The organism is Pseudochrobactrum lubricantis, from assembly GCF_041929865.1.
Classification (GTDB): Bacteria; Pseudomonadota; Alphaproteobacteria; order Rhizobiales; family Rhizobiaceae; genus Pseudochrobactrum; species Pseudochrobactrum saccharolyticum.
The window spans coordinates 25,276-44,764 of sequence record NZ_JBHEEE010000004.1 but is presented as its reverse complement, the minus strand read 5'-3'; the positions used below and the strand labels follow the sequence as shown (position 1 = coordinate 44,764).

The following is a 19,489-nucleotide window of genomic DNA, read 5'->3' as shown; positions in this document are numbered from 1 at the left end:
AAAAAAGCGCGGCTGAGCCGCGCTTTTTTGTTGCTTCAAGTACCAAATGCTCAATGTATCTTTTTCACTTTAGGCGCGAATTTCTTTTCATAAAGCTCCTGCCCTGCTTCCGGCTTCAGCTTAACAAAAGAGAAGAAAGCCAGCGCGGAAATAGCGCCGACAATATAAAACGCGATATGAAAATCCTGCAATTGCAGCACAGAACCACGAATGATTGTGCTCAGTTCCAGTATCACACCGGCCAGCGCCACACCCATTGCGATGGAAACCTGCTGGGCAACCGCAGAAATCGGCGTTGCCTGACTGGTTTTGTCGTCAGGAATTTCTGCAAAGCCCAGCGCATTCACTCCGGTGAAGAACATTGAACGCAGGAAGCCGCCAAACAGCAAGGCGATCAGGATCAGCGTCATAGGCGTTTGCGGCGTGAAAAACCCGTTCAGGATAATGAAACATGCCGATGCGAGAGAGCCGAACATCAGCAACCGGCGGAAGCCAAAGCGGGAGAAAACCCGTGTCGCCCCGTATTTCATCAGCAATGCCCCGATTGCCGAAACAAAAGTGATCATACCGGATTGAAACGGATCAAGCCCGAAGCCGAGCTGCAACATCAGCGGCAGCAGAAACGGAATAGCACCGATACCTAAACGGAACAGGCTGCCGCCGACAACGGAAATACGGAACACATCATTCTGAAACAATGACAAGTCCAGCAGCGGATTTTCCACCCGCTTTGCATGGCGGATATATAGAGCTGTCGACAGTAGACCGACACCAAGCGTGACAATGCCCACCGCAGGCGGCAGCGCCGGAAGACTGACCACAGAAAGCCCGAAGACCACACCGGACATTGCCAGCCCCGACAGGATAAAACCGGTTACATCCAGCTTGCGCGGCAGCGGCACATCCAGCACCGGCAGATATTTGGTGGCAAACCAGATACCGGCCAAACCAATCGGCACATTAATCAGAAAAATCCAGTGCCAGCTGAAATAGGTTGTGATGAAACCGCCGACCGGCGGCCCGACCAGAGGCCCCACCATGCTCGGGATTGCCAGCCATGCCATCGCATTCACCAGCTGATTACGCGGTGTAGAGCGCAACAAGACCAGACGACCGACCGGCGTCATCATCGCCCCGCCCATGCCCTGCAGAAAACGCGCGACCACAAAGCTCATCAGAGAATTGGATGCTGCACAGGCCACAGAGCCGATCACAAAAACCGCAATAGCAGCCCGAAATACATTGCGGGCGCCATAGCGGTCGGCCATCCAGCCGCTGACCGGAATAAACACCGCCAAAGATACGAGATAGGATGTGAGCGCCAGCTTCAGCGCAATGGGGCTGGTGCCGATATCGGCTGCAATTGCCGCCAGTGAGGTCGAAATCACATTCGAATCCATCTGCTCCATAAAGAGCGCGACGGCCAGAACCAGCGGAATAATGCGATTCACAATACGAATCCTGAATGTCAGATATGTTTCATCATGGTCATTATATAAACCAGCCAGACCGGATTACACGCAGAATTGACCGAACCGGCAAAGTTTTTTAACGGGCAAAAACATAGTGTCACAAAATTTAACGCGGGCAACAAATCGTGTGCGAACGTGATTAATTTCGACTTAAAAAACAATGGATTGTGATGAGCGTGTTACGATTGAAGAACCCGCTCCCTCTTGTCTGCCAAGGCCGCAAAACAAGGCTCAAACCATGACCGGCATCGCCGGAGCGGCAGAAAAAAGCGCTTTCGGGTTGCGTGACCGGTTACACGCTGTTACATTTGGTGAGTAAACAGAAATGAGCAAAGCATCGATAAGGGGCCGATGCGTAGAGGTGTGAGATGACTGAGATCACCAAAAGCGCAATACTTTATACCATGATGATCATCACGCTGAATACGGCCATTGCCATTAGTGTGATCGGGCTGGATTTCCTGCCATAACCATCATGACGGATGAGCATAGCGGCGCTGTATTGATAAGCGAATGAATGCTCTTAACCTGTTTATGCGGGAGAACTCCCGCGCTGCAGATTTCATAAGAGGTCTGCCGGAAGTGTTCCGGCAGACCTTTTTTATTATCTGTAGAGTTACAGATCACGACTCATATGGATGACTTCAAAAGGCAGGCCTTCCGCATCCTGCGGATCACGCGCGGTTTCAGTAAAACCGTTACGCAGATAGAAACTATGTGCCTGCGTGTTCAGTGCATAAACTTCCAGCGACAGCGTTTTCTTCAATTGCAATGCATGGTCGAGCAATTGACGGCCAAGACCCTTGCCATGAATTTTGGTATCGATGAAAAGGCCGCCGATAAACTGATCCATCAGACCGATAAATCCGGCCGGTTGTCCGTTTTCGAGGATCACCCAGTTTTCAGCTTGTTTCAGATAGATATCCCGCACCTGTTCAGACTGTAATTGCAGGCGCTCCTGCCCCAGAAAACTATGGGCAAATTGCGAGGCCTCCAGCCAGATAGCGACCAGAGTTTCCGTATCCTCATTGCGGATCGGGCGGATTTCATTTCTTATTTGTATCATGATAATTTTAGTCCATTGAAAGATATTATACGCGCCCTGCTATGGGCTGCAAAAGGCGCAACTCAACCCTCAGCCATTTATGAAAAGGCTGTCGGGGAAACACTTGCTATGAGTTGCTGCGCATAAATCTCCTGATTGGACTGCGCCTCCATATCACCGGCACAAAAGCGAAGCAAGATTGTAAAGTAAAACAGTAACACATTGTCCACTCGACTTCCCCTCCAGCTGTCTGTATGAGACATGCGTCGCGTAATAATGCGCGATGTTGTTCTCGGGGCGGGGTGCGATTCCCCACCGGCGGTATGAAGAGGAAACTCTTTGAGCCCGCGAGCGTCTGAATAAAGCGATTTGTTCAGAGTCAGCAGATCCGGTGCGATGCCGGAGCCGACGGTATAGTCCGGATGAAAGAGAGCAAAGACACGGTTAAACAGCACCCGCTTTCTGCGTGTGATCTGTCGATTTGTGAATTTGCGCCCTGATTCTAGTATCAAGAGATGAAACTATGAACCAGAGCTTGACCAACCCATCTTCCCTCAAAGTTGCTTTCATTCAGGCGCGCTGGCACGCCGATATCGTGGATGAAGCACGCAAATCCTATATTGAAGAACTGGCTAAACTGACTGACAACGGCATTGAAACCGAAGTCTTTGACGTGCCGGGTGTATTCGAAGCACCGCTTCTAGCCCGCACACTGGCCGGCACCGGCAAATATGCAGCTGTTGTTGCAGCGGGCTTTGTGGTTGACGGCGGCATTTATCGCCATGATTTCGTATCCGATGCCGTCATCAAAGGTCTGATGCAGGCACAGATGGACACCGATGTGCCTGTCTTAAGCGTTGTGCTGACCCCGCATCATTATCATGACAGCAAAGAGCATCATGATTTCTTCCATGCACATTTCAAAGTCAAAGGCCGTGAAGCCGCCCATGCAACCGTGCAGATTTTGAATACTTACAGCAAAATCGAAGCCTGATAATTATAGAGGCGGCTTGCTTATGCAGGCCGTCTCTCTTGATTATTACGCATTGTCCTTCGTATCGAAGCGGGAAAAGAAATCAGTCCAGTGAACTGGTTTCCCCGCGAAGACGGTTCCCACTTTTGCTGGAAATGCTCTACTCCTTAATACGATGCGGATGCGTATAAACATCAAATTCCGCACCGCGCACCAGTGCCACCAGCGTGATATTCAGCGCCTCTGCGGTACGGATTGCCAGAGCCGTCGGCGCGGAAATTGCCATAATCACCGGTGAGCGGATCGCCGCTGTTTTCTGCACCATTTCCAGAGAAACGCGACTGGTGACAACCACAGCACCACGCGCCGGATCAGCATTTTCAGCCTTGCCCTCACCGCGCAACAAGAAGCCTGCCAGCTTGTCCAGCGCATTATGCCGCCCGACATCCTCGCGCACGGCCAGTATCTCGCCACCACTTTGATGCGTCTGATAGAAACCTGCCGCATGAACGGCTCCGGTCGCCCGATGCAAAATTTGCAAATCCCACATTTGCTCTGCGGCCTGCACAATCTGCTCAGAACGCAATGTGAAATCACTGTCAGCAACCGGCGGGAACTCCCGCACGGCCTCAGTAATCGATTCAATGCCGCACAGTCCACAGCCAACCGGCCCGGCCATATGGCGGCGGCGGGCAGTCAGTGCATCGCGTTTCAGGTCAGATAATTGCATCTGCACATCAATACCGGCGGGAAAGTTCTGAATATCCATCGCCTCGATTTCAGAAGCCTGCGCAATAATGCCTTCGCAGAGGCTGAAACCAACAGCAAAATCCTCAATATCCTGCGGGCTGGCCATCATCACCGCATGGGTGGTACCGCCATAGGAAAAGGCCACCGGAAGCTCTTCCGCAACCTGCCGCTGCGAAGCTTTCAGCACGCCCTGACGGTGGATAATATTACTGACCTCAGATGTAGCAGGCGGAATATCCGCGCCTTCTCTCTCAAGTCCGCAGGTTTTATCCATAGTTTTCCCTTTCAACCCTCTGACGCCATAACTATATGCTTTTATTGGAAGCATATACCAGCGCTTAAACGGATGATAATTTCAGCCATGACGCGGCAGTTTCAACAGGCAATAAGCGCTTTCGGGGTGGTAAGCACATCACGATGGTATATTCTGAAACAAATCCACCAGAGCGTGTTGTATTTGATCACAGCCACGGCACTCGCTCTGGATTCTTGTAATTGTCGCATGTTCGCGGGAGCTCAAATGACTCCATTTGAGCCGACATGCTTTAATGAGGTTCTGACTTATGGACATTCGTCTGATTGATGAAAATTTTGCTGTCACCGGCCAGCTGGCACCGGAAGATATTGCCGGTGTTGTGGCACAAGGCTTCAAAACCCTGATTTGCAATCGTCCGGATCATGAAACCGACGGCCAGCCGCTCTATGATGCGGTTGCGCAGGCAGCAAAAGCTGCCGGTTTGCAAACCTATTTCATCCCTGTGGCCGGTGGCCAGATCACGCAGGAAAATCTGGACGAGATGACCGTAGCTCTGGAAAATGCACCGCAGCCTGTGCTCGCTTACTGCCGTTCCGGCACCCGCTGCACCAATCTTTACGGCATTGTTCAGCAGCAGAAACAGCGCTGATTAAACTCAATGATGATGTGCGGATACGGTCCGCACATCATCTGAATTCTACAAAACGCAGCGGATCATTTTATGTCTATCAGGCTCCTGAGCGAAACCATTATCAACCAGATTGCTGCCGGCGAGGTGATTGAACGCCCTGCCAGCGTGGTGAAAGAGCTGGTCGAAAATGCGATTGACGCCGGTGCCACACGTATTGAGATTGTCACCGCAGGCGGTGGCAAGAACCTGATCCGTGTGACGGATAATGGCGGCGGTATTCCGGCGGATGAGCTGACACTCGCTGTCTCGCGTCACTGTACCTCCAAGCTGACCGATGATGTGCATGATATCCGTGCCCTTGGCTTTCGTGGTGAAGCGCTGCCATCCATTGGTTCCGTTGCGCGCCTCAGCATTAAATCACGTACAACTGATGCCGATTCCGGCTATGAGGTTGTGGTGCGTGGCGGACATCTGGAAGGCCCGCGCCCGACGGCGATCAATCGCGGGACGATTGTTGAAGTCAGCGATCTGTTTTATGCGACCCCTGCCCGCCTGAAATTTATGAAAACCGATCGCGCCGAATCCACCGCCATTACGGAAGTGGTGAAGCGCATTGCGATTTCCTTCCCGCAAATCCGCTTTTCCATTGCCGGTACAGACCGCAGCCCACTGGAATTGCCTGCCACATGCAGCGCAGGTGAAACGGTCACTGAAACCACCATGCTGGAGCGCATTTCACAGGTGCTTGGCGCTGATTTCTCTGAAAATGCACTGGCACTCGACAGCGAGCGTGAAGGCGTGCGCCTCACCGGTTTTACCGCTATTCCCTCTTTCAACCGCGCCAATTCTTTGCATCAATTTGCCTATATTAACGGTCGTCCGGTACGCGATAAGCAAGTGTTCGGCGCATTACGCGGCGCTTATTCCGATGTGATTGCCCGTGACCGCCATCCGGTCGGCGTGTTGTTTCTCCAGCTTGATCCGTCCCATGTCGATGTCAATGTGCATCCGGCCAAGGCTGATGTGCGCTTCCGCGATCCCGGGCTGGTGCGCGGACTGATTGTCGGCACCATTCGTCACGCCTTGGCGCAATCGGGCATCCGCCCCGCAACCAGCGGCGCGGAAGCCATGCTGAAAGCCTTTCAGGCGCAAGGATTCGAAACACAGAATTCTGCTGTGCCGGAACGGTCAGCCGGTTCATACACTGCATCCCCTGCCCGTAACTGGCAGTCTGCTTCGAATTACCGGCCAGAGCCGCCGCGACAGGAATGGTCACCGCAGACTGCACATCCGGCACAGCGTCCGCTGCATCTCGATACACAACCGGCACCGCGCTTTGAGCAGGCAGGTTTCGGTGAGGCTTTACAGGCTACGATTTCACAATTCGCGGTGCCCAGTGCTGACAGCCGTGCCGCAGAAATTGAAGCACCGGCAGAGTTATTGCGTGCTCCGCTTGGTGCCGCACGGGCGCAAATCCATGCGAATTATATTGTTGCCCAGACCGAAGACAGTCTGGTGATTGTTGACCAGCATGCCGCCCATGAAAGACTGGTTTATGAAGCGCTGAAAACCGCGCTGGAATCCAAGCCAATGGCCGCGCAGATGCTGCTGATCCCTGAGATTGTTGACCTGCCGGAAGAAGATGCGGAACGTGTTGTCGCCCACGCGCCGACGCTGGAGCGTTTTGGCCTGAGTGTGGAACAGTTCGGCCCCGGTGCTGTGGCTGTGCGTGAAACTCCGGCCATGCTCGGCGAAATGGATGTGCAGCAGCTGATCCGCGATCTGGCTGATGAAATTGCCGAACATGACACCGCCAACGGTTTGAAAGATATGCTCAATCATGTAGCGGCGACGATGGCCTGTCATGGCTCTGTGCGCTCCGGCCGCCGCATGAAAGGCGAGGAAATGAACGCGTTGTTGCGCCAGATGGAAGCCACACCGGGCTCAGGCACCTGTAATCACGGGCGGCCGACCTATATAGAATTAAAACTCAGCGATATTGAACGTCTGTTCGGACGCAGGTAAAGATTACCCAAACACACTGAAGACAAGAAAGAATAATGAATATGTTTTCCAGCAATCGCAACGGTGAAGCCAAATTGCGCTACCTCGATGGTGATTATCAGGTTCTCGAACCGGGTTCGTATGTGATTTGTGCGGTTACCGGCGAAAAAATTGAACTGGATGATCTGCGCTACTGGAGCGTTGCCCGTCAGGAAGCCTATGTGAACGGCCTCGTCTCCTATCAGCGCGAACTGGAAGCTAATCCTGAACTGCGCCAGCGCAGCAAAAGCTAAAATGGCATACGAAATATCAGGCCTGAAGACCCATCCGCATTTTCTCGATGATGCAGCCGACCGCGTTTGGAATGCATGGTGGCGGCAGGACGGTCATGAACTGGACTTCATCAAAGGTCTGTTTCAGGAAAATCTGACGGCAGAGACCACACCGGTTGCGCTCATCGCCCATAAAGGCAGTGCGTTTCTCGGTACTGTGTCGCTGATTAACAGTGATATGGAAGCCCGCCCGCAATATACGCCGTGGGTCGCAGCCCTTTGGGTTGATGAACAACAGCGCTCACATGGCATCGGCGGTGCCTTGCTGAAAGCCGCAGCGCAACAAGCCCGCGACCTGAACTTCTCGGAAGTCTATCTTTGCGCTGAAGCTGACAAGCATGATTATTATACTGCGCGCGGTTGGCTGTTGATTGAAGAGAATATTGATGGCCTCAATATTTACCGTCAAAGCCTCTGATTAGAGCTCAAGGCTACGCTCAAGAAAATTTTGCCGTGTTGTTTTGATAATGCGTTGCAAAATTTTCTCACGGCCAAAATCAAGCCGCACATCAAAAACAGCAATATTACGCAGCCAGTCGCCCTCAACGGCAGATTGCAATCCATGCAGGCGCACATAATCTTTCGCCGTGGTTGCCAATATCAGATTGGCTTCCCGCGCCTCCGCAATAAGCTGGCGGATATCTTCCGGCTTGTAATTATAATGATCGCCAAATGAGCGGCTGATGACCACTTCCCCGCCCAGTTCCGTCACACTGTCATAGAATTTCTGCGGATTGCCGATACCGGCAAAAGCGAGAAACTTTTTGCCCTCAACCGGTTGTTCCGCCACCGAGACCAGACGCGCATCAAAAAACGGCTTATTACTGCGCGCTGCCATGCGGATCACATTTTCCGAGGCATCCTCGCCTTTCAGATGGTTCGGCGTTATGCGCAGCAGTGCCGATGCCTGCTGCATCTGCGCCATCAAAGGCGCACGCAAAGGTCCTGCCGGAATGATTTTTCCGTTGCCTATCCCACGTGCGGCATCCACCACCAGCAATGCATAATCATAAAACAGACGCGCGCTCTGAAAACCGTCATCCATAATGATGAAGTTGCAACCATGCTTTTCCAGCAATTGCGCAGCATGCAAACGATTGGCTGAAACAGCGACCATGGCATGTCTTGCCAGCAGCAGCGGCTCATCGCCGGTCAACTTGGCTGTATCCTGCGCCACATCCACCAGATGCACGCCTTTGAAAGAACCGCCATAACCGCGCGAGACTATACCGGGCTTAAAGCCTTCAGCCTTTGCAGCCTCGGCAAAAGCGATACAGGTCGGTGTTTTACCCGCTCCGCCAACCGTGAAATTACCGATACACAAAACCGGCATGGCTATTTCCGGCGGCTCAGCACTCACCATACGCTTTTTAGCAACCGAGCCATAAATCGCAGCCACCGGCGACAGCAATACAGACTGCCAGCCAGCCTTACGCCACCAGAAACCTGAAATATCTGCCGGTGTCTTATTTGCAGCCATCACGGCTGCTCCGCTGCATCTGTCTCAGCCAGAGGTTCAACAACTGTCGTATCCAGACGAGATTTGACAGCCAGCGGCTGTATAAAAGGTTCAAGCGCCGTGAGTGTGCGCTCCAGCGCGCCGCGCATATCACCGACCGTGCGCTTTCCGGCCTCGGTCATGGTTTTCAGCTTTTCAGGGTTATTGAACAGGAAATTCACCGCACCGGCCAGCATATTATGATCGCTGACAAGTTTGGCACCGCCGTTTTTAATCAGGCGCTGATAGGGTTCACGGAAATTCTGCACATTCCGGCCGGACAAAACTGCCGTGCCGAGCATCGCTGGTTCCAGCGGATTTTGCCCGCCCTCACCGGTCAGGGATTTGCCGACAAAAGCAATTTGTGACAGGCGCAGATACAAGCCCATTTCGCCGATCGTATCACCAAGATAAACCGCCGTTTGCGGAGTGATCTCCTCATTACGGCTGCGCTGAGCAACAGTCAGCCCCTTGGCTTCGATCATGGTGCGGATTGCCTCAGCGCGATCCGGATGACGCGGCACAATCATAGTCAGCAAATCCGGATGGCGGGTGCTGAGCATTGTATGCACTGTCGCAGCAATATCTTCCTCACCCTCATGGGTGGAAATCGCAGCCCAGACTTTGCGCTTGCCAATTTGCTGTTGCAGACGTTCCAGTTCCTGCGGATCAACCGGCGGGGCATCCGTATCCACTTTGAGATTGCCGGAAATCGTGACCGGACGTGCGCCGAGCTGGCGGAAGCGTTCGCCATCCGCATCAGACTGCGCCACCACATGGGCAAAATTTTCAAACAAAGCCTCAGCAACTGAGCTGCGCTTTTTCCATTTCGCATAGGAACGGTCAGACATACGCCCGTTGATCAGGATTTGCGGAATATGGCGTTTACCCAGCTCCAGAATGGTCATCGGCCAGATTTCGGATTCACATTTAATCGCCACATCCGGTTGCCAGTGATCCAGAAAACGGCGCACGGCAGGCAGCAAATCCAGCGGTACATATTGGTGGATAACCCTGTCACCAAGACGCTCGCCCACCAACGCAGCAGAAGTGCGCGTGCCGGTGGTCAGCAGAATGCGGATATCCTGTGCCAGAAAATGCTCAATCAGCGGCAGAATGGCGGTAAACTCGCCCACACTCGCGGCATGCATCCAGACCAGCGGTCCTTCAGGACGAACAATTTGACTGCGGCCATAGCGCTCAGCACGGCGAGTACGGTCTTCTTTGCCTTTGGAAACACGATAACTGATATAGGGCCCGATCAGCGGATAGGCCGCACAACCGGCAGCCTTATAGATTTTAAGAACAGTGCGGGCCCATTTTTCACTCATTCTTATCTCCATACCGGCCTTGTTTTATGCCGTACAGCAGTTCTGTTCTGTAAAACGAACATAAAATACCGGAAACACAAAGGGCACAAAGACTATTTGCGCCCCTGCGCAAGCTATTGAAATCTTGCATAAAGATGCCCGGCGAACCAAGCCTATCTTAAGTTTATACACGAATAAACCGGTCACAAGGTGATTATATAAAAGAATGCCGGCCGCTATCACAATTTATTGTCAGTCAGAGCGGGTTGCGTTCAAATTTAATAACGACGCTCGCTCTGGATTCTTTAGTTGGTCGCATTGTCACGGCCGTCAATTTGATCCAACCTGGCAAAACTAAAACGATCAAGTTGGATCAACTTGACTGTGACATGCTCTGGCAGGAGGTGGCAGCATTCCCAGCTGTTTATAAGCGGCAAGCGTGGCAGCATCGAGTTTGCGGGTCAGTTCCAGCCGTTTTTCCTCAAGTAAATTTTCATCCGCATCCGCAGGCACCCAGACCGGTTCGGTCGTGGTCGCAGCGGAACGCCCGAAAGGCAGCGGTATTGAGGTTTTATCCCAGCTTTTTTCCAGAATTTTGCTGCGTGAAAAAGCATAGGCAACCGGCAGGATCGGGCGGCCGGATAATTTGGCCAGCAGGATAATGCCCTGCCCCGCCTCACGCACCGGACTATGCGCCACATCGGCAATCATGCCGGTGCTGGTGCCCTGATCCAATGCCCGTTTCAGGGTGAGCAGAGCGCGTGCACCACCCTTGCCGCTATTATCGCTGTCAGCACGCCCGCCAGAACCGCGAACCGTTTGCAGGCCGAGCTTTTCCGCCACACGGGCATTAAGCTCCGCATCGGCACTGCGCGAAAACATGGCCACAACCGGCACAGATTTATCGCGCACAAACGGCCCCATCAAATGCTGGCCATGCCAGAAAGTGACAATATAGGGCGTTTGCTTTTTTTGGGATGCAATCGTTTCGTAAAATCCCGGCAGGCGTTTATTGGTTGCATAAACCAGCCGGAGATAGCCCGAAATCAAATTGACCAGCACCGTCTTCAGAACTTCTGAACGCGCCAAAGGCCCACGAATACGCTGCCAGGCGCGTTTCAAAAACTTGGTCAAAAATCCGGTTCGGTGCGGTTTGTCACCTGCCACAGTCAGAACGCGCGTCAGGCTTTGTCAGCAGAGCGCACAGCTTCGGCAACTGCACTTGCAGGATCGAGCAGACGGTGCATATGCACGATGAAATAACGCATATGCGCGTTATCAACGGTCTGCTGAGCCTTGGATTTCCAAGCCATTTTAGCGGCTTCATAATTCGGATAGATGCCGACAATATCCAGCTTGTCCAGATCACGGAATTCCATGGAATTCAGCGTCTTCAATTCACCGCCGAATACCAGATGCAGCAGTTGTTTGTTTTCACCAGATGCGGTCATGTTTCTAATCCTGTCACTGAGATTATGTTTTGCCGGAAGGCAAGCACTTTATAGCCTGCCTTTGTTGCCGCCCTCTTTAGAGCGGTTTACGTCCAAGTTCAACCGGAGTGCTCATTGCACACTCTTTAATTTATCGTATTTTCTAATGCACCTGCGACATGCCGGCTCAGGAATAATTCTGATCCGACAATAACTGCCGTACAACGCTCAGCATTTCTTCTTCAAAACCTGCAACAGCCGCCACCAGCACATCGTGGCTGAATGGTTTTTGCCCCGCAACGGCACCACCTGCCGCGCCATAGCTAAGCGCCTGCCCCTCAAGGGTCAAAAGCCTGCCGCCAGCCTCGGAAAGCAGCAAATCTGCCGCGGCCAGATCCCAGTCATGGGCACCGCCGCGCACGAAAGTTCCGGCCAGTTCACCCCGTCCGACCATAGCTATGCGATAGGCCAGCGATGGCACATAGGGCGAGAAAGCTGTCTTGCTGCGAAAGCCTTCCGGCAGATCATTAAAATGTGATCGCGACATCGCCACAGGATAGCTGCGACCATCCGCAGGCAACTGCGCTGCAACCGGCGTGCCATTCTGGAAAGCACCCTGTCCGCTGACGGCGCTCAGCACCTCTTTACGCACCGGAACATCCAGCACACCGCAGCGCGGTTTACCCTGATCGATCACTGCAATGCTCACACACCAGCGGTCGTCACCGGCAAGAAATGCGCGGGTACCGTCAATCGGATCAACCACAAATGCGCGTTCTCTGCCTGTACGCTGCTGATCTGTTGCCGTTTCCTCTGAAATCCAGCCATAATCCGGCCGCGCCTGCAGCAAAAACGCCTGAAGGAAACGATCAACTGCTAAATCCGCTTCGCTCACCGGAGACTGACCGCCTTTCAGCCAGACCTCCGGATTATTGCCATAATAGCGCAAAGCAATTTTACCCGCTTCCGCTGCCGCTTCACGGATGAGTTGCAGGTCATCGCTGTCTGTTTTTTGATTAGTTGCTTCTTTAGTTTCCGGCAAGCGTCATTCCTTCAATTACCAGCGTTGGTGCGGCTGTTCCGTAAGACCGGTCGAGATCGCTGGCAGCGGTCATATTCATAAACATATCTTTGAGATTGGACGCGATGGTCACTTCACTCACCGGATAGGTCAGCTCGCCGTTTTCAATCCAGAAACCGGAAGCACCACGGCTATATTGGCCGGTAATCATATCCACGCCCTGTCCGAAAACCTCGGTGACATAGAAACCGGTGCCGAGTTCTTTCATCAGTTCTTCCGGTGTGCGTGCACCGGCTTCAATCGCCAGATTGGTAGAGGACGGCACAACAGTTGAACCGGAACGCACGCCACGGCCATTGGTTTCCAGTCCCAGTTCACGCGCGGTCGAGCCGGAGAGGAACCAGTGCTTCAGCACACCGTCCTCAATCATGGTCAGTTTTTCACCGGCAATGCCCTCACCGTCAAACGGACGGGAAGATGAACCGCGCAGGCGCATCGGATCATCAGTGATGCTGATCCCTTTGCTCAGAACCTGCTGTCCCATTTTATCTTTCAAAAAACTGCTTTTACGGGCAACGGATGCACCATTGATGGCACCGGCAATATGACCGGCCATGCCGCGCGCCACACGCGGATCGAACATCACATTAACCGCGCCGGTTTTAACCTTACGTGCATTGAGGCGGCGCACTGCCCGTTCACCGGCGGTGCGGCCAAGATCTTCCAGTTCTGGCAAATCGGCAAAATGCAAACGCACGCGCATATCATAATCGCGCTCCATCGCGGTGCCTTCACCGGCAATCGCGCTGACAGAGCGGCCAAAACGGCTCAGCGTGTAAAAACCTTCAAAGCCGCCGGATGTGACCAGCACCATACCGCCCAGCCCCGCAGAGGCCGTAGCACCGCCGGAATTGGTAACACCGGCAACCGCCCTCGCAGCCTCTTCCATTGCCAGCGCATCTTCAGTCATGCGTTTGCTGTCAATTTGTGTCGGGTCAAACAGATCAAGATCGGCAATTTGTTTAGCCAGCTTCGACGGATCAGCCAGCCCCTCATAGGCATCTTCCGGCGAGACTTTTGCCATCGCGACGGCACGTTCGGCCAGCGCGACAGGATCAGCCCCCTTATTGGCACTGGCCGAAATACTGGCAATGCGCTTACCGACAAAAACCCGCAGTGAGAAATCATCACTTTCCGAGGCTTCGGTCGCTTCAACCTTGCCTAAACGCACGCTGACATTGCTGGAACGGCTGCGCACAACCACCGCATCGGCATGATCCGCACCGGCTTTTTTAGCCGCGGCGACGAGAAAACGAGCCTGATCGGCGAGTTTTTGAGCAGAGCTTTGTGCGTCCATCATTCTTCCTGTCATTCGTCTGGCGCGGTGGTGAGAGATAATTCAACGCCCGCATTTTGCAATCTGCGAACAGTCAATTATCAGGTTTTGCCGCCTGTATAGGTTCTATATACGGATAAGCCGTGTATTTTTTAAGTCTCATTTTATGTTTATGCATGACAACTCAGGCCTGAGGAAACATATGCAGGAACACAGACGTCGTCTTCAGAATAATATCCTCAGTGTTTCGCCCATGTTCATGACTTCATATTTGAAAACGATGAAACCATAAACGTGATATTTTTCTTTAAAAAACCGTTATCTGCACGCGTTGTTTCATATTATGTTCGGCATGATTTGCCTGCAGCATTGTATTTGATGATTTTCTGCCGGTAGCTTATTCCGCACCCGCCCCGACAAACGTAATATGTGATGTTTTAATTATGGAAAACAATATTTCCATCGGCAGTCTTTATCTGCAGACCCTGATGATCCTCGGCGGGGCAATCATTGCCGCACCATTGTTCAAGCGTATGGGGTTGGGAACCGTTCTGGGCTATCTGGCCGCCGGTGTGATTATCGGCCCGATTGCCCGTTTTATTACCGATGGTGAAGAACTGCTGCATTTCTCCGAACTGGGCGTGGTGTTTCTGCTGTTCATCATCGGTCTTGATCTCAAGCCATCCCGCCTCTGGTCTCTGCGCCATGCGATCTTCGGCCTCGGTCTGGCACAGGTCGCATTATGTGCTGTCACCCTTGCCTTTCTGGGCGTTTATGTTGCAGGTCTTCCCGTACCGGCAGCGATTATCGTCGGTTGCGGTTTTGCACTATCCTCAACCGCCTTTGCCATGCAAATTCTGGAAGACAAAGGGGAAACCAGCCAGAAATACGGGCAAAAAGCCTTTGCTATTTTGCTGTTTCAGGATCTGGCGATCGTTCCTATTCTGGCGCTTATACCTGCATTGTCACCGGGCGAAAGCTCGCAAAGCGCTGCGAATTTCCATGTGGCAGCGGCACTCGGTGCCATTATCATTCTGATTATTGCCGGACGCTATTTGCTGAACCCGATGTTCCGTATCATCGGCAATACCGGTGCGCGTGAAGTGATGATCGCCGCCGCATTGTTCGTCGTTCTCGGTTCGGCGGCGCTGATGGAAGCTGCCGGCCTGTCCATGGCGATGGGCGCATTTATCGCCGGTGTGCTGCTGGCAGATTCCTCCTACCGTCATGAACTGGCAGCCGACGTGGAACCATTCCGCGGTATTTTCCTCGGCCTGTTCTTTGTCGCGGTTGGTTTGTCGCTTAATCTGGTGGTCATTCTCGATAACTGGCTGATGATCCTGCTATCGGTTCCGGTGATTATTGTTACTAAAATCGCAATCATTTATCTGCTGTGCCGTATTTTCCGCACCAGCCATAATGATGCGGTCAAAGTCGCCTTTCTGCTGCCACAGGGCGGTGAATTTGCCTTCGTTCTGTTCTCCACGGCCAGTGCCGCTGCGGTTATCACCGATGCGCTGGCCTCCGAGCTGATCGCTGCCATCACGATTTCCATGGCGCTGACACCACTCTGCGTAACCATCGGCAATCGCCTGCTGACGAATACGAAGCAGGAAGACGGCATGGAGGAAAATTTCGAGGGTGCAGGTTCCGATGTGCTGATGATCGGCTTCTCCCGTTACGGGCAGATTGCCTCGCAGATTTTGCTGGCCGGTGGTTCTGATGTGACGGTGATCGACAATTCCGCCAATAAAATCCGCGCAGCCGGACGCTTCGGTTTCCGTATTTATTTCGGTGACGGGCAGCGTAAAGACGTGCTGGAAATGGCAGGTATCCGCAAAGCCAAACTGGTTGCCATCTGCACTGAGAAAAAAGAAATCACCGACCGGATAGTTGATCTCATTCAGACAGAATTTCCGGATGTGAAACTCTATGTCCGTTCCTTTGACCGTGAGCATACGCTGCAATTGCGGGCAAAAGGCGTGGATTACGAGCTGCGTGAAACTTTTGAATCCGGTCTGTTATTTGGCCGCAAAACACTGGAAGCGCTCGGCATGCCGGAAGAAGAGGCTCAGACCATTGCCGATGATGTGCGCCAGCGCGATGAAGACCGCCTGCATGTACAGGCTTCGGAAGGTATTCTCGCCGGTCGTCACCTGTTGTTCAATAAGCCGGTAACACCGGAACCTCTGGTCAAACCAACCCGCTCGGCAGTGCCGCTCGACAAGGCAACAGAAGAGACAATCGCACCCGCCAAACCCTATCCGGAAGCAGGTATCGTCCTCACTCCGGCAAGCGAATAAATCATCGCCGATTAAATACAAAAACGGCGCGGTGGTCATCCACCGCGCCGTTTTTTATATTCCTACAAACCTGTATCTTAGTTCAGGCTCGTTAGTTCAGGCTTGGCCCAACCACGAGAATGGCAGGATCTGCTTTGAGCAGCTTTGCTGCAACAGTCTTCACATCATCTGTGGTCACAGCATTGATGAGATCAGCACGGCGGTCGATATAATCACGCCCCAGATCCTGCTCCTGCAAGCCAACCAAGGTGCGGGCAACGGCCACGGATGAATCCAGATTATTGATCGCATAGGCACCGATTGCAAAGCTCTTAGCTGCGGCCAGTTCTTCCTCTGTCACGCCGGATTTCGCCATACGGGCAACTTCCGCGCGGATCACATCCAAACTCTGCTGTGCACGGTCAGGACGTGTACCGGTGGCAATATTGAGGCTGTTGGAATAGTCCCGGCCACTGAGACCGGAGCTGACCGTATAAGCAAGGCCGCGCTTCTCACGCACTTCATTATAAAGACGTGAAGTAAAGCCAACACCCAGCACCTGATTCATCAGATAGGCTGCGAAGAAATCTTTATCGCTGCGCTTTACACCCGGATACACCAGGCTGACCGTAGTCTGCGGCAGATCATAGGTCACAGATGTTGTGGCACCCAAAGCGAGTTTGGCCATTTCCATCGGCTTGAGCTCTGCTTTATCCTGCAGATTTCCGAAAAGCTTATCCAGCAGAGGCGCCAGTTCCTCGGCGCTGATCGCACCGACCACACCGATTTTCAGCTGGTCTTTGCCGAACAGTTTTTTATGGGCATCCAGCAGATCATCGCGGGTGATTGTTTCCAGCGACTGCACTGTGCCCTCTTCACGGCGGGCATAAGGATGCTTGCCATAGAGCACTTCGGCAAATTTCTGCGAAGCAATTGTGTTCGGATCATTTTTGGAAGCGTTAATCCCTGCAATCACCTGATCGCGGATACGATCAACTGCCGCCTGATCGAAACGCGGTTTCTGAATAGCCAGAGCCAGCATGTCAAAGGCTGCCGGACTGTTCTCTTTCAGCATCCGCATACCGCCGGAAATCGTATCATCACTGGCGGTGAAGCTCATTTCCGCACCGATATTATCCAGTCTTTCCTGATAGGCATCGGATGGCATATCACCCGCACCTTCATCGAACAGACCGGTCATCAGATTGGCCAGACCTTCTTTGCCTTCAGGGTCTTGCGCACTGCCACCCTTAAACGAAAAACGCACAGAGATCAGTGGCACACTGCCGTCCTCCACCAGCCAGGCTTTGATACCCTTCGGTGAGGTCACTTCCTGAATATCCAGCGCATAGGCAGGCAGTGTTGTCAGCAATGCGAAAAGACCAACAGCCGCAGCTTTGAAACCACGCAAAGCATTGCTACGGACAGGGCGTGCATTTTCGAACCCTGGCTCAGAGTGAAGAGAATATGTCATTATTTTTTCACCTCTGGCTTTGCATCTGTCTTCTTGTTCAGATCATTGCCTGCCGGTTTTTCACCGGCAGCACCGGTTTGCGCCTTATCGGCTGCGGCTGGTTTTGCACTCTGTTCAGGCTTTACGGCTGCTTCTGCCGTTTCCGGCGGCAGCAGATAACCGGTCACAGCAATTGACGGTTTCAGATAGCGCTCTGCCACATCGCGGATCTGCTCCGGCTTGACGGTGCGGATTTTATCCGACCAGCCCTGCACATCCTCAACAGTCTGGCCGACAGCCAGTGAGGAACCATAAATCCGTGCCATGCCGGTCTGGCTGTCACGGGCAAAAATTTCCGACTTCAGAAAACGATTGCGTGCCTGATTAAGTTCTGTTTCCGTCACACCGTCTTTAATCAGACGCTCGACTTCAACATTGATTGCAGCCTGCACCTGCTCAAGCGTGGCATCGCCGCGCGGCGCGCCATAGAGCATGAATGTACCGTCATCCAGCGCGTCACCGGCATAATAAGCACCGGCACTGGCAGCAATGCCCTGCTCAACAATCAGCTTCTGATAGAGACGGCTACGCATACCACCGCCGAGAATTTCTCCCAGCAGATCAAGTGCTTCCGCATCACCTTCACGTCCCTTAGCCTTGGCGTTTACGTAAGACGGCACCACCCATGTGGAATTGAAAGACGGCTGGTTCACACGGGCGTCGCGCAATGTCACGGTGCGGGCTGTGTGCTTCACAGGTTCCTGCGGACGGATACGCGGTGCAACTTCAAAGCGCTTCGGCAATTTGCCATAGGTGCTGAGCGCCAGATCACGGACGCGCTCCGGCGTCACATCACCGGCCACCACGAGAATGGCATTATTCGGCGTATAATAACGCTCGTAAAAACCGATGGCATCCTCAAGGCTGAGCTTTTCCATTTCCTGCTGCCAGCCGATAATCGGGCGGCGGTAAGGATGATTAAAGAAAGAAGCGGCACTCACCTCTTCGCTCAGCATTGCGCCCGGATTGCTGTCCACACGCATGCGGCGCTCTTCGAGAATAACATCGCGCTCCGGTACAATCACATCTTCGGTCAGAACCAGATTGGCCATACGGTCTGACTCGTATTTCATCACCATTTCCAGCGCATCCGGTGCAACCTGCTGGTAATAGCCGGTATAATCGGACGAGGTGAAAGCGTTTTCCTGACCGCCAATCGCTGCAACTTTTGCAGAGAATTCACCGGCAGGAACATTCTTCGTACCCTTGAACATCAGATGCTCAAGAAAATGGGCAATACCGGATACACCTTCCTGCTCATCAGCGGCACCCACGCGATACCAGACCATCTGTGTGACAACCGGTGCGCGGTGATCGGGAATCACCACAACATCCATGCCATTGGTCAGCTTAAAACTGCTGACGCCTTTCTGGGTCTTGATTTCAGGCAGCGCGGCCGGCTGATTATCATTGGCCGGATTGGTCTGGGTGGTCGCAGCGGGGGCAACCTGCGCCTCGGCGGGCTTGGCAGCCTGCGCAAAAGATGCGCCCACAGTCGCAGAACTGACAATCAGCGCCAGCATGGATGTGCTGACCAGTTGCCGGCAAAAGGATAGATATGGCACGAAAAGTGTCCCTTCCTGTTTTGCAAAACAACCTTAATTAAACGAGATTGCGGCAAATTCGCAACCAGCCA

General features: G+C 53.1%; 17 protein-coding genes and 1 riboswitch. Of the genes, 6 read left to right on the top strand and 11 right to left on the bottom strand.

Translation table 11 applies throughout. From position 1 onward, the window contains the following. Window positions 1-50: 50 nt before the first annotated feature. Entirely contained in the window at window positions 51-1,451 is a 1,401-nt protein-coding gene (locus JNC80_RS09435) for a DHA2 family efflux MFS transporter permease subunit (RefSeq protein WP_376710162.1), read from the bottom strand. A gap of 637 nt (window positions 1,452-2,088) precedes the next feature. Next, entirely contained in the window at window positions 2,089-2,538 is a 450-nt protein-coding gene (locus JNC80_RS09430; protein ID WP_220159210.1) for a GNAT family N-acetyltransferase, read from the bottom strand. A 263-nt stretch (window positions 2,539-2,801) separates the two neighbouring features. Further along, a riboswitch (FMN riboswitch) is annotated at window positions 2,802-2,955 on the top strand. A gap of 85 nt (window positions 2,956-3,040) precedes the next feature. Here JNC80_RS09430 and JNC80_RS09425 point away from each other — a divergent pair. Then, window positions 3,041-3,511: a 6,7-dimethyl-8-ribityllumazine synthase gene (locus JNC80_RS09425; RefSeq protein WP_022711224.1), complete on the top strand. Its 471-nt coding sequence runs from the start codon at window positions 3,041-3,043 to the stop codon at window positions 3,509-3,511. Between the two features lie 139 nt (window positions 3,512-3,650). Here the strand turns inward: JNC80_RS09425 and fdhD are convergent, their stop codons facing one another. After that, window positions 3,651-4,514, bottom strand: a complete 864-nt coding sequence (gene fdhD / locus JNC80_RS09420; RefSeq protein ID WP_376710161.1) for a formate dehydrogenase accessory sulfurtransferase FdhD — start codon at window positions 4,512-4,514, stop codon at window positions 3,651-3,653. A 289-nt stretch (window positions 4,515-4,803) separates the two neighbouring features. Here fdhD and JNC80_RS09415 point away from each other — a divergent pair, with 289 nt between their 5' ends. The 4 genes from JNC80_RS09415 (at window position 4,804) to JNC80_RS09400 (ending at window position 7,881) form a co-directional block, all read left to right on the top strand. After that, entirely contained in the window at window positions 4,804-5,145 is a 342-nt protein-coding gene (locus JNC80_RS09415; protein ID WP_376710160.1) for a protein tyrosine phosphatase family protein, read from the top strand. A 72-nt stretch (window positions 5,146-5,217) separates the two neighbouring features. After that, on the top strand, window positions 5,218-7,152 hold the full coding sequence (gene mutL / locus JNC80_RS09410; RefSeq protein WP_376710159.1) for a DNA mismatch repair endonuclease MutL: 1,935 nt from the start codon (window positions 5,218-5,220) through the stop codon (window positions 7,150-7,152). A 35-nt stretch (window positions 7,153-7,187) separates the two neighbouring features. Further along, entirely contained in the window at window positions 7,188-7,424 is a 237-nt protein-coding gene (locus JNC80_RS09405) for a DUF2093 domain-containing protein (protein WP_022711228.1), read from the top strand. A 1-nt stretch (window position 7,425) separates the two neighbouring features. Then, window positions 7,426-7,881 (top strand): GNAT family N-acetyltransferase, encoded by a 456-nt coding sequence (locus tag JNC80_RS09400; protein WP_376710158.1) that lies wholly within the window; start codon window positions 7,426-7,428, stop codon window positions 7,879-7,881. On the opposite strand, the gene lpxK is transcribed toward JNC80_RS09400, so the two are convergent. The 6 genes from lpxK to JNC80_RS09370 form a co-directional block, all read right to left on the bottom strand. Continuing rightward, the gene (gene lpxK / locus JNC80_RS09395) at window positions 7,882-8,943 is read right to left on the bottom strand and encodes a tetraacyldisaccharide 4'-kinase (RefSeq protein WP_376710157.1); all 1,062 of its coding nucleotides are present in this window, start codon (window positions 8,941-8,943) and stop codon (window positions 7,882-7,884) included. Next, on the bottom strand, window positions 8,943-10,292 hold the full coding sequence (gene waaA / locus JNC80_RS09390) for a lipid IV(A) 3-deoxy-D-manno-octulosonic acid transferase (protein WP_376710156.1): 1,350 nt from the start codon (window positions 10,290-10,292) through the stop codon (window positions 8,943-8,945). The genes lpxK and waaA overlap by 1 nt, the downstream gene beginning before the upstream one ends. Before the next feature lie 342 nt (window positions 10,293-10,634). Further along, window positions 10,635-11,405: a lysophospholipid acyltransferase family protein gene (locus JNC80_RS09385; RefSeq protein ID WP_376710155.1), complete on the bottom strand. Its 771-nt coding sequence runs from the start codon at window positions 11,403-11,405 to the stop codon at window positions 10,635-10,637. Window positions 11,406-11,452: 47 nt separating this feature from the next. Further along, window positions 11,453-11,722 (bottom strand): DUF4170 domain-containing protein, encoded by a 270-nt coding sequence (locus tag JNC80_RS09380; RefSeq protein ID WP_022711233.1) that lies wholly within the window; start codon window positions 11,720-11,722, stop codon window positions 11,453-11,455. A gap of 166 nt (window positions 11,723-11,888) precedes the next feature. Next, window positions 11,889-12,743, bottom strand: a complete 855-nt coding sequence (locus JNC80_RS09375) for a 3'(2'),5'-bisphosphate nucleotidase CysQ (RefSeq protein WP_075654422.1) — start codon at window positions 12,741-12,743, stop codon at window positions 11,889-11,891. Further along, window positions 12,730-14,079: a TldD/PmbA family protein gene (locus JNC80_RS09370; RefSeq protein ID WP_376710380.1), complete on the bottom strand. Its 1,350-nt coding sequence runs from the start codon at window positions 14,077-14,079 to the stop codon at window positions 12,730-12,732. The genes JNC80_RS09375 and JNC80_RS09370 overlap by 14 nt, the downstream gene beginning before the upstream one ends. Before the next feature lie 422 nt (window positions 14,080-14,501). On the opposite strand from JNC80_RS09370, the gene JNC80_RS09365 reads away from it, so the two are divergent. Further along, window positions 14,502-16,361 carry a monovalent cation:proton antiporter-2 (CPA2) family protein gene (locus JNC80_RS09365; protein ID WP_022711236.1) on the top strand — a complete coding sequence of 620 codons (1,860 nt, stop codon included), beginning with the start codon at window positions 14,502-14,504 and terminating at the stop codon, window positions 16,359-16,361. A 91-nt stretch (window positions 16,362-16,452) separates the two neighbouring features. Here JNC80_RS09365 and JNC80_RS09360 read toward each other — a convergent pair whose 3' ends face one another. Both JNC80_RS09360 and JNC80_RS09355 read right to left on the bottom strand, forming a co-directional pair. Next, window positions 16,453-17,814 carry a M16 family metallopeptidase gene (locus tag JNC80_RS09360; RefSeq protein ID WP_376710153.1) on the bottom strand — a complete coding sequence of 454 codons (1,362 nt, stop codon included), beginning with the start codon at window positions 17,812-17,814 and terminating at the stop codon, window positions 16,453-16,455. After that, window positions 17,814-19,376, bottom strand: coding sequence for a M16 family metallopeptidase (locus JNC80_RS09355; RefSeq protein ID WP_376710379.1), 1,563 nt, complete (start codon window positions 19,374-19,376; stop codon window positions 17,814-17,816). Before JNC80_RS09355 ends, JNC80_RS09360 begins: the two co-directional genes overlap by 1 nt. Window positions 19,377-19,489 lie beyond the last annotated feature (113 nt).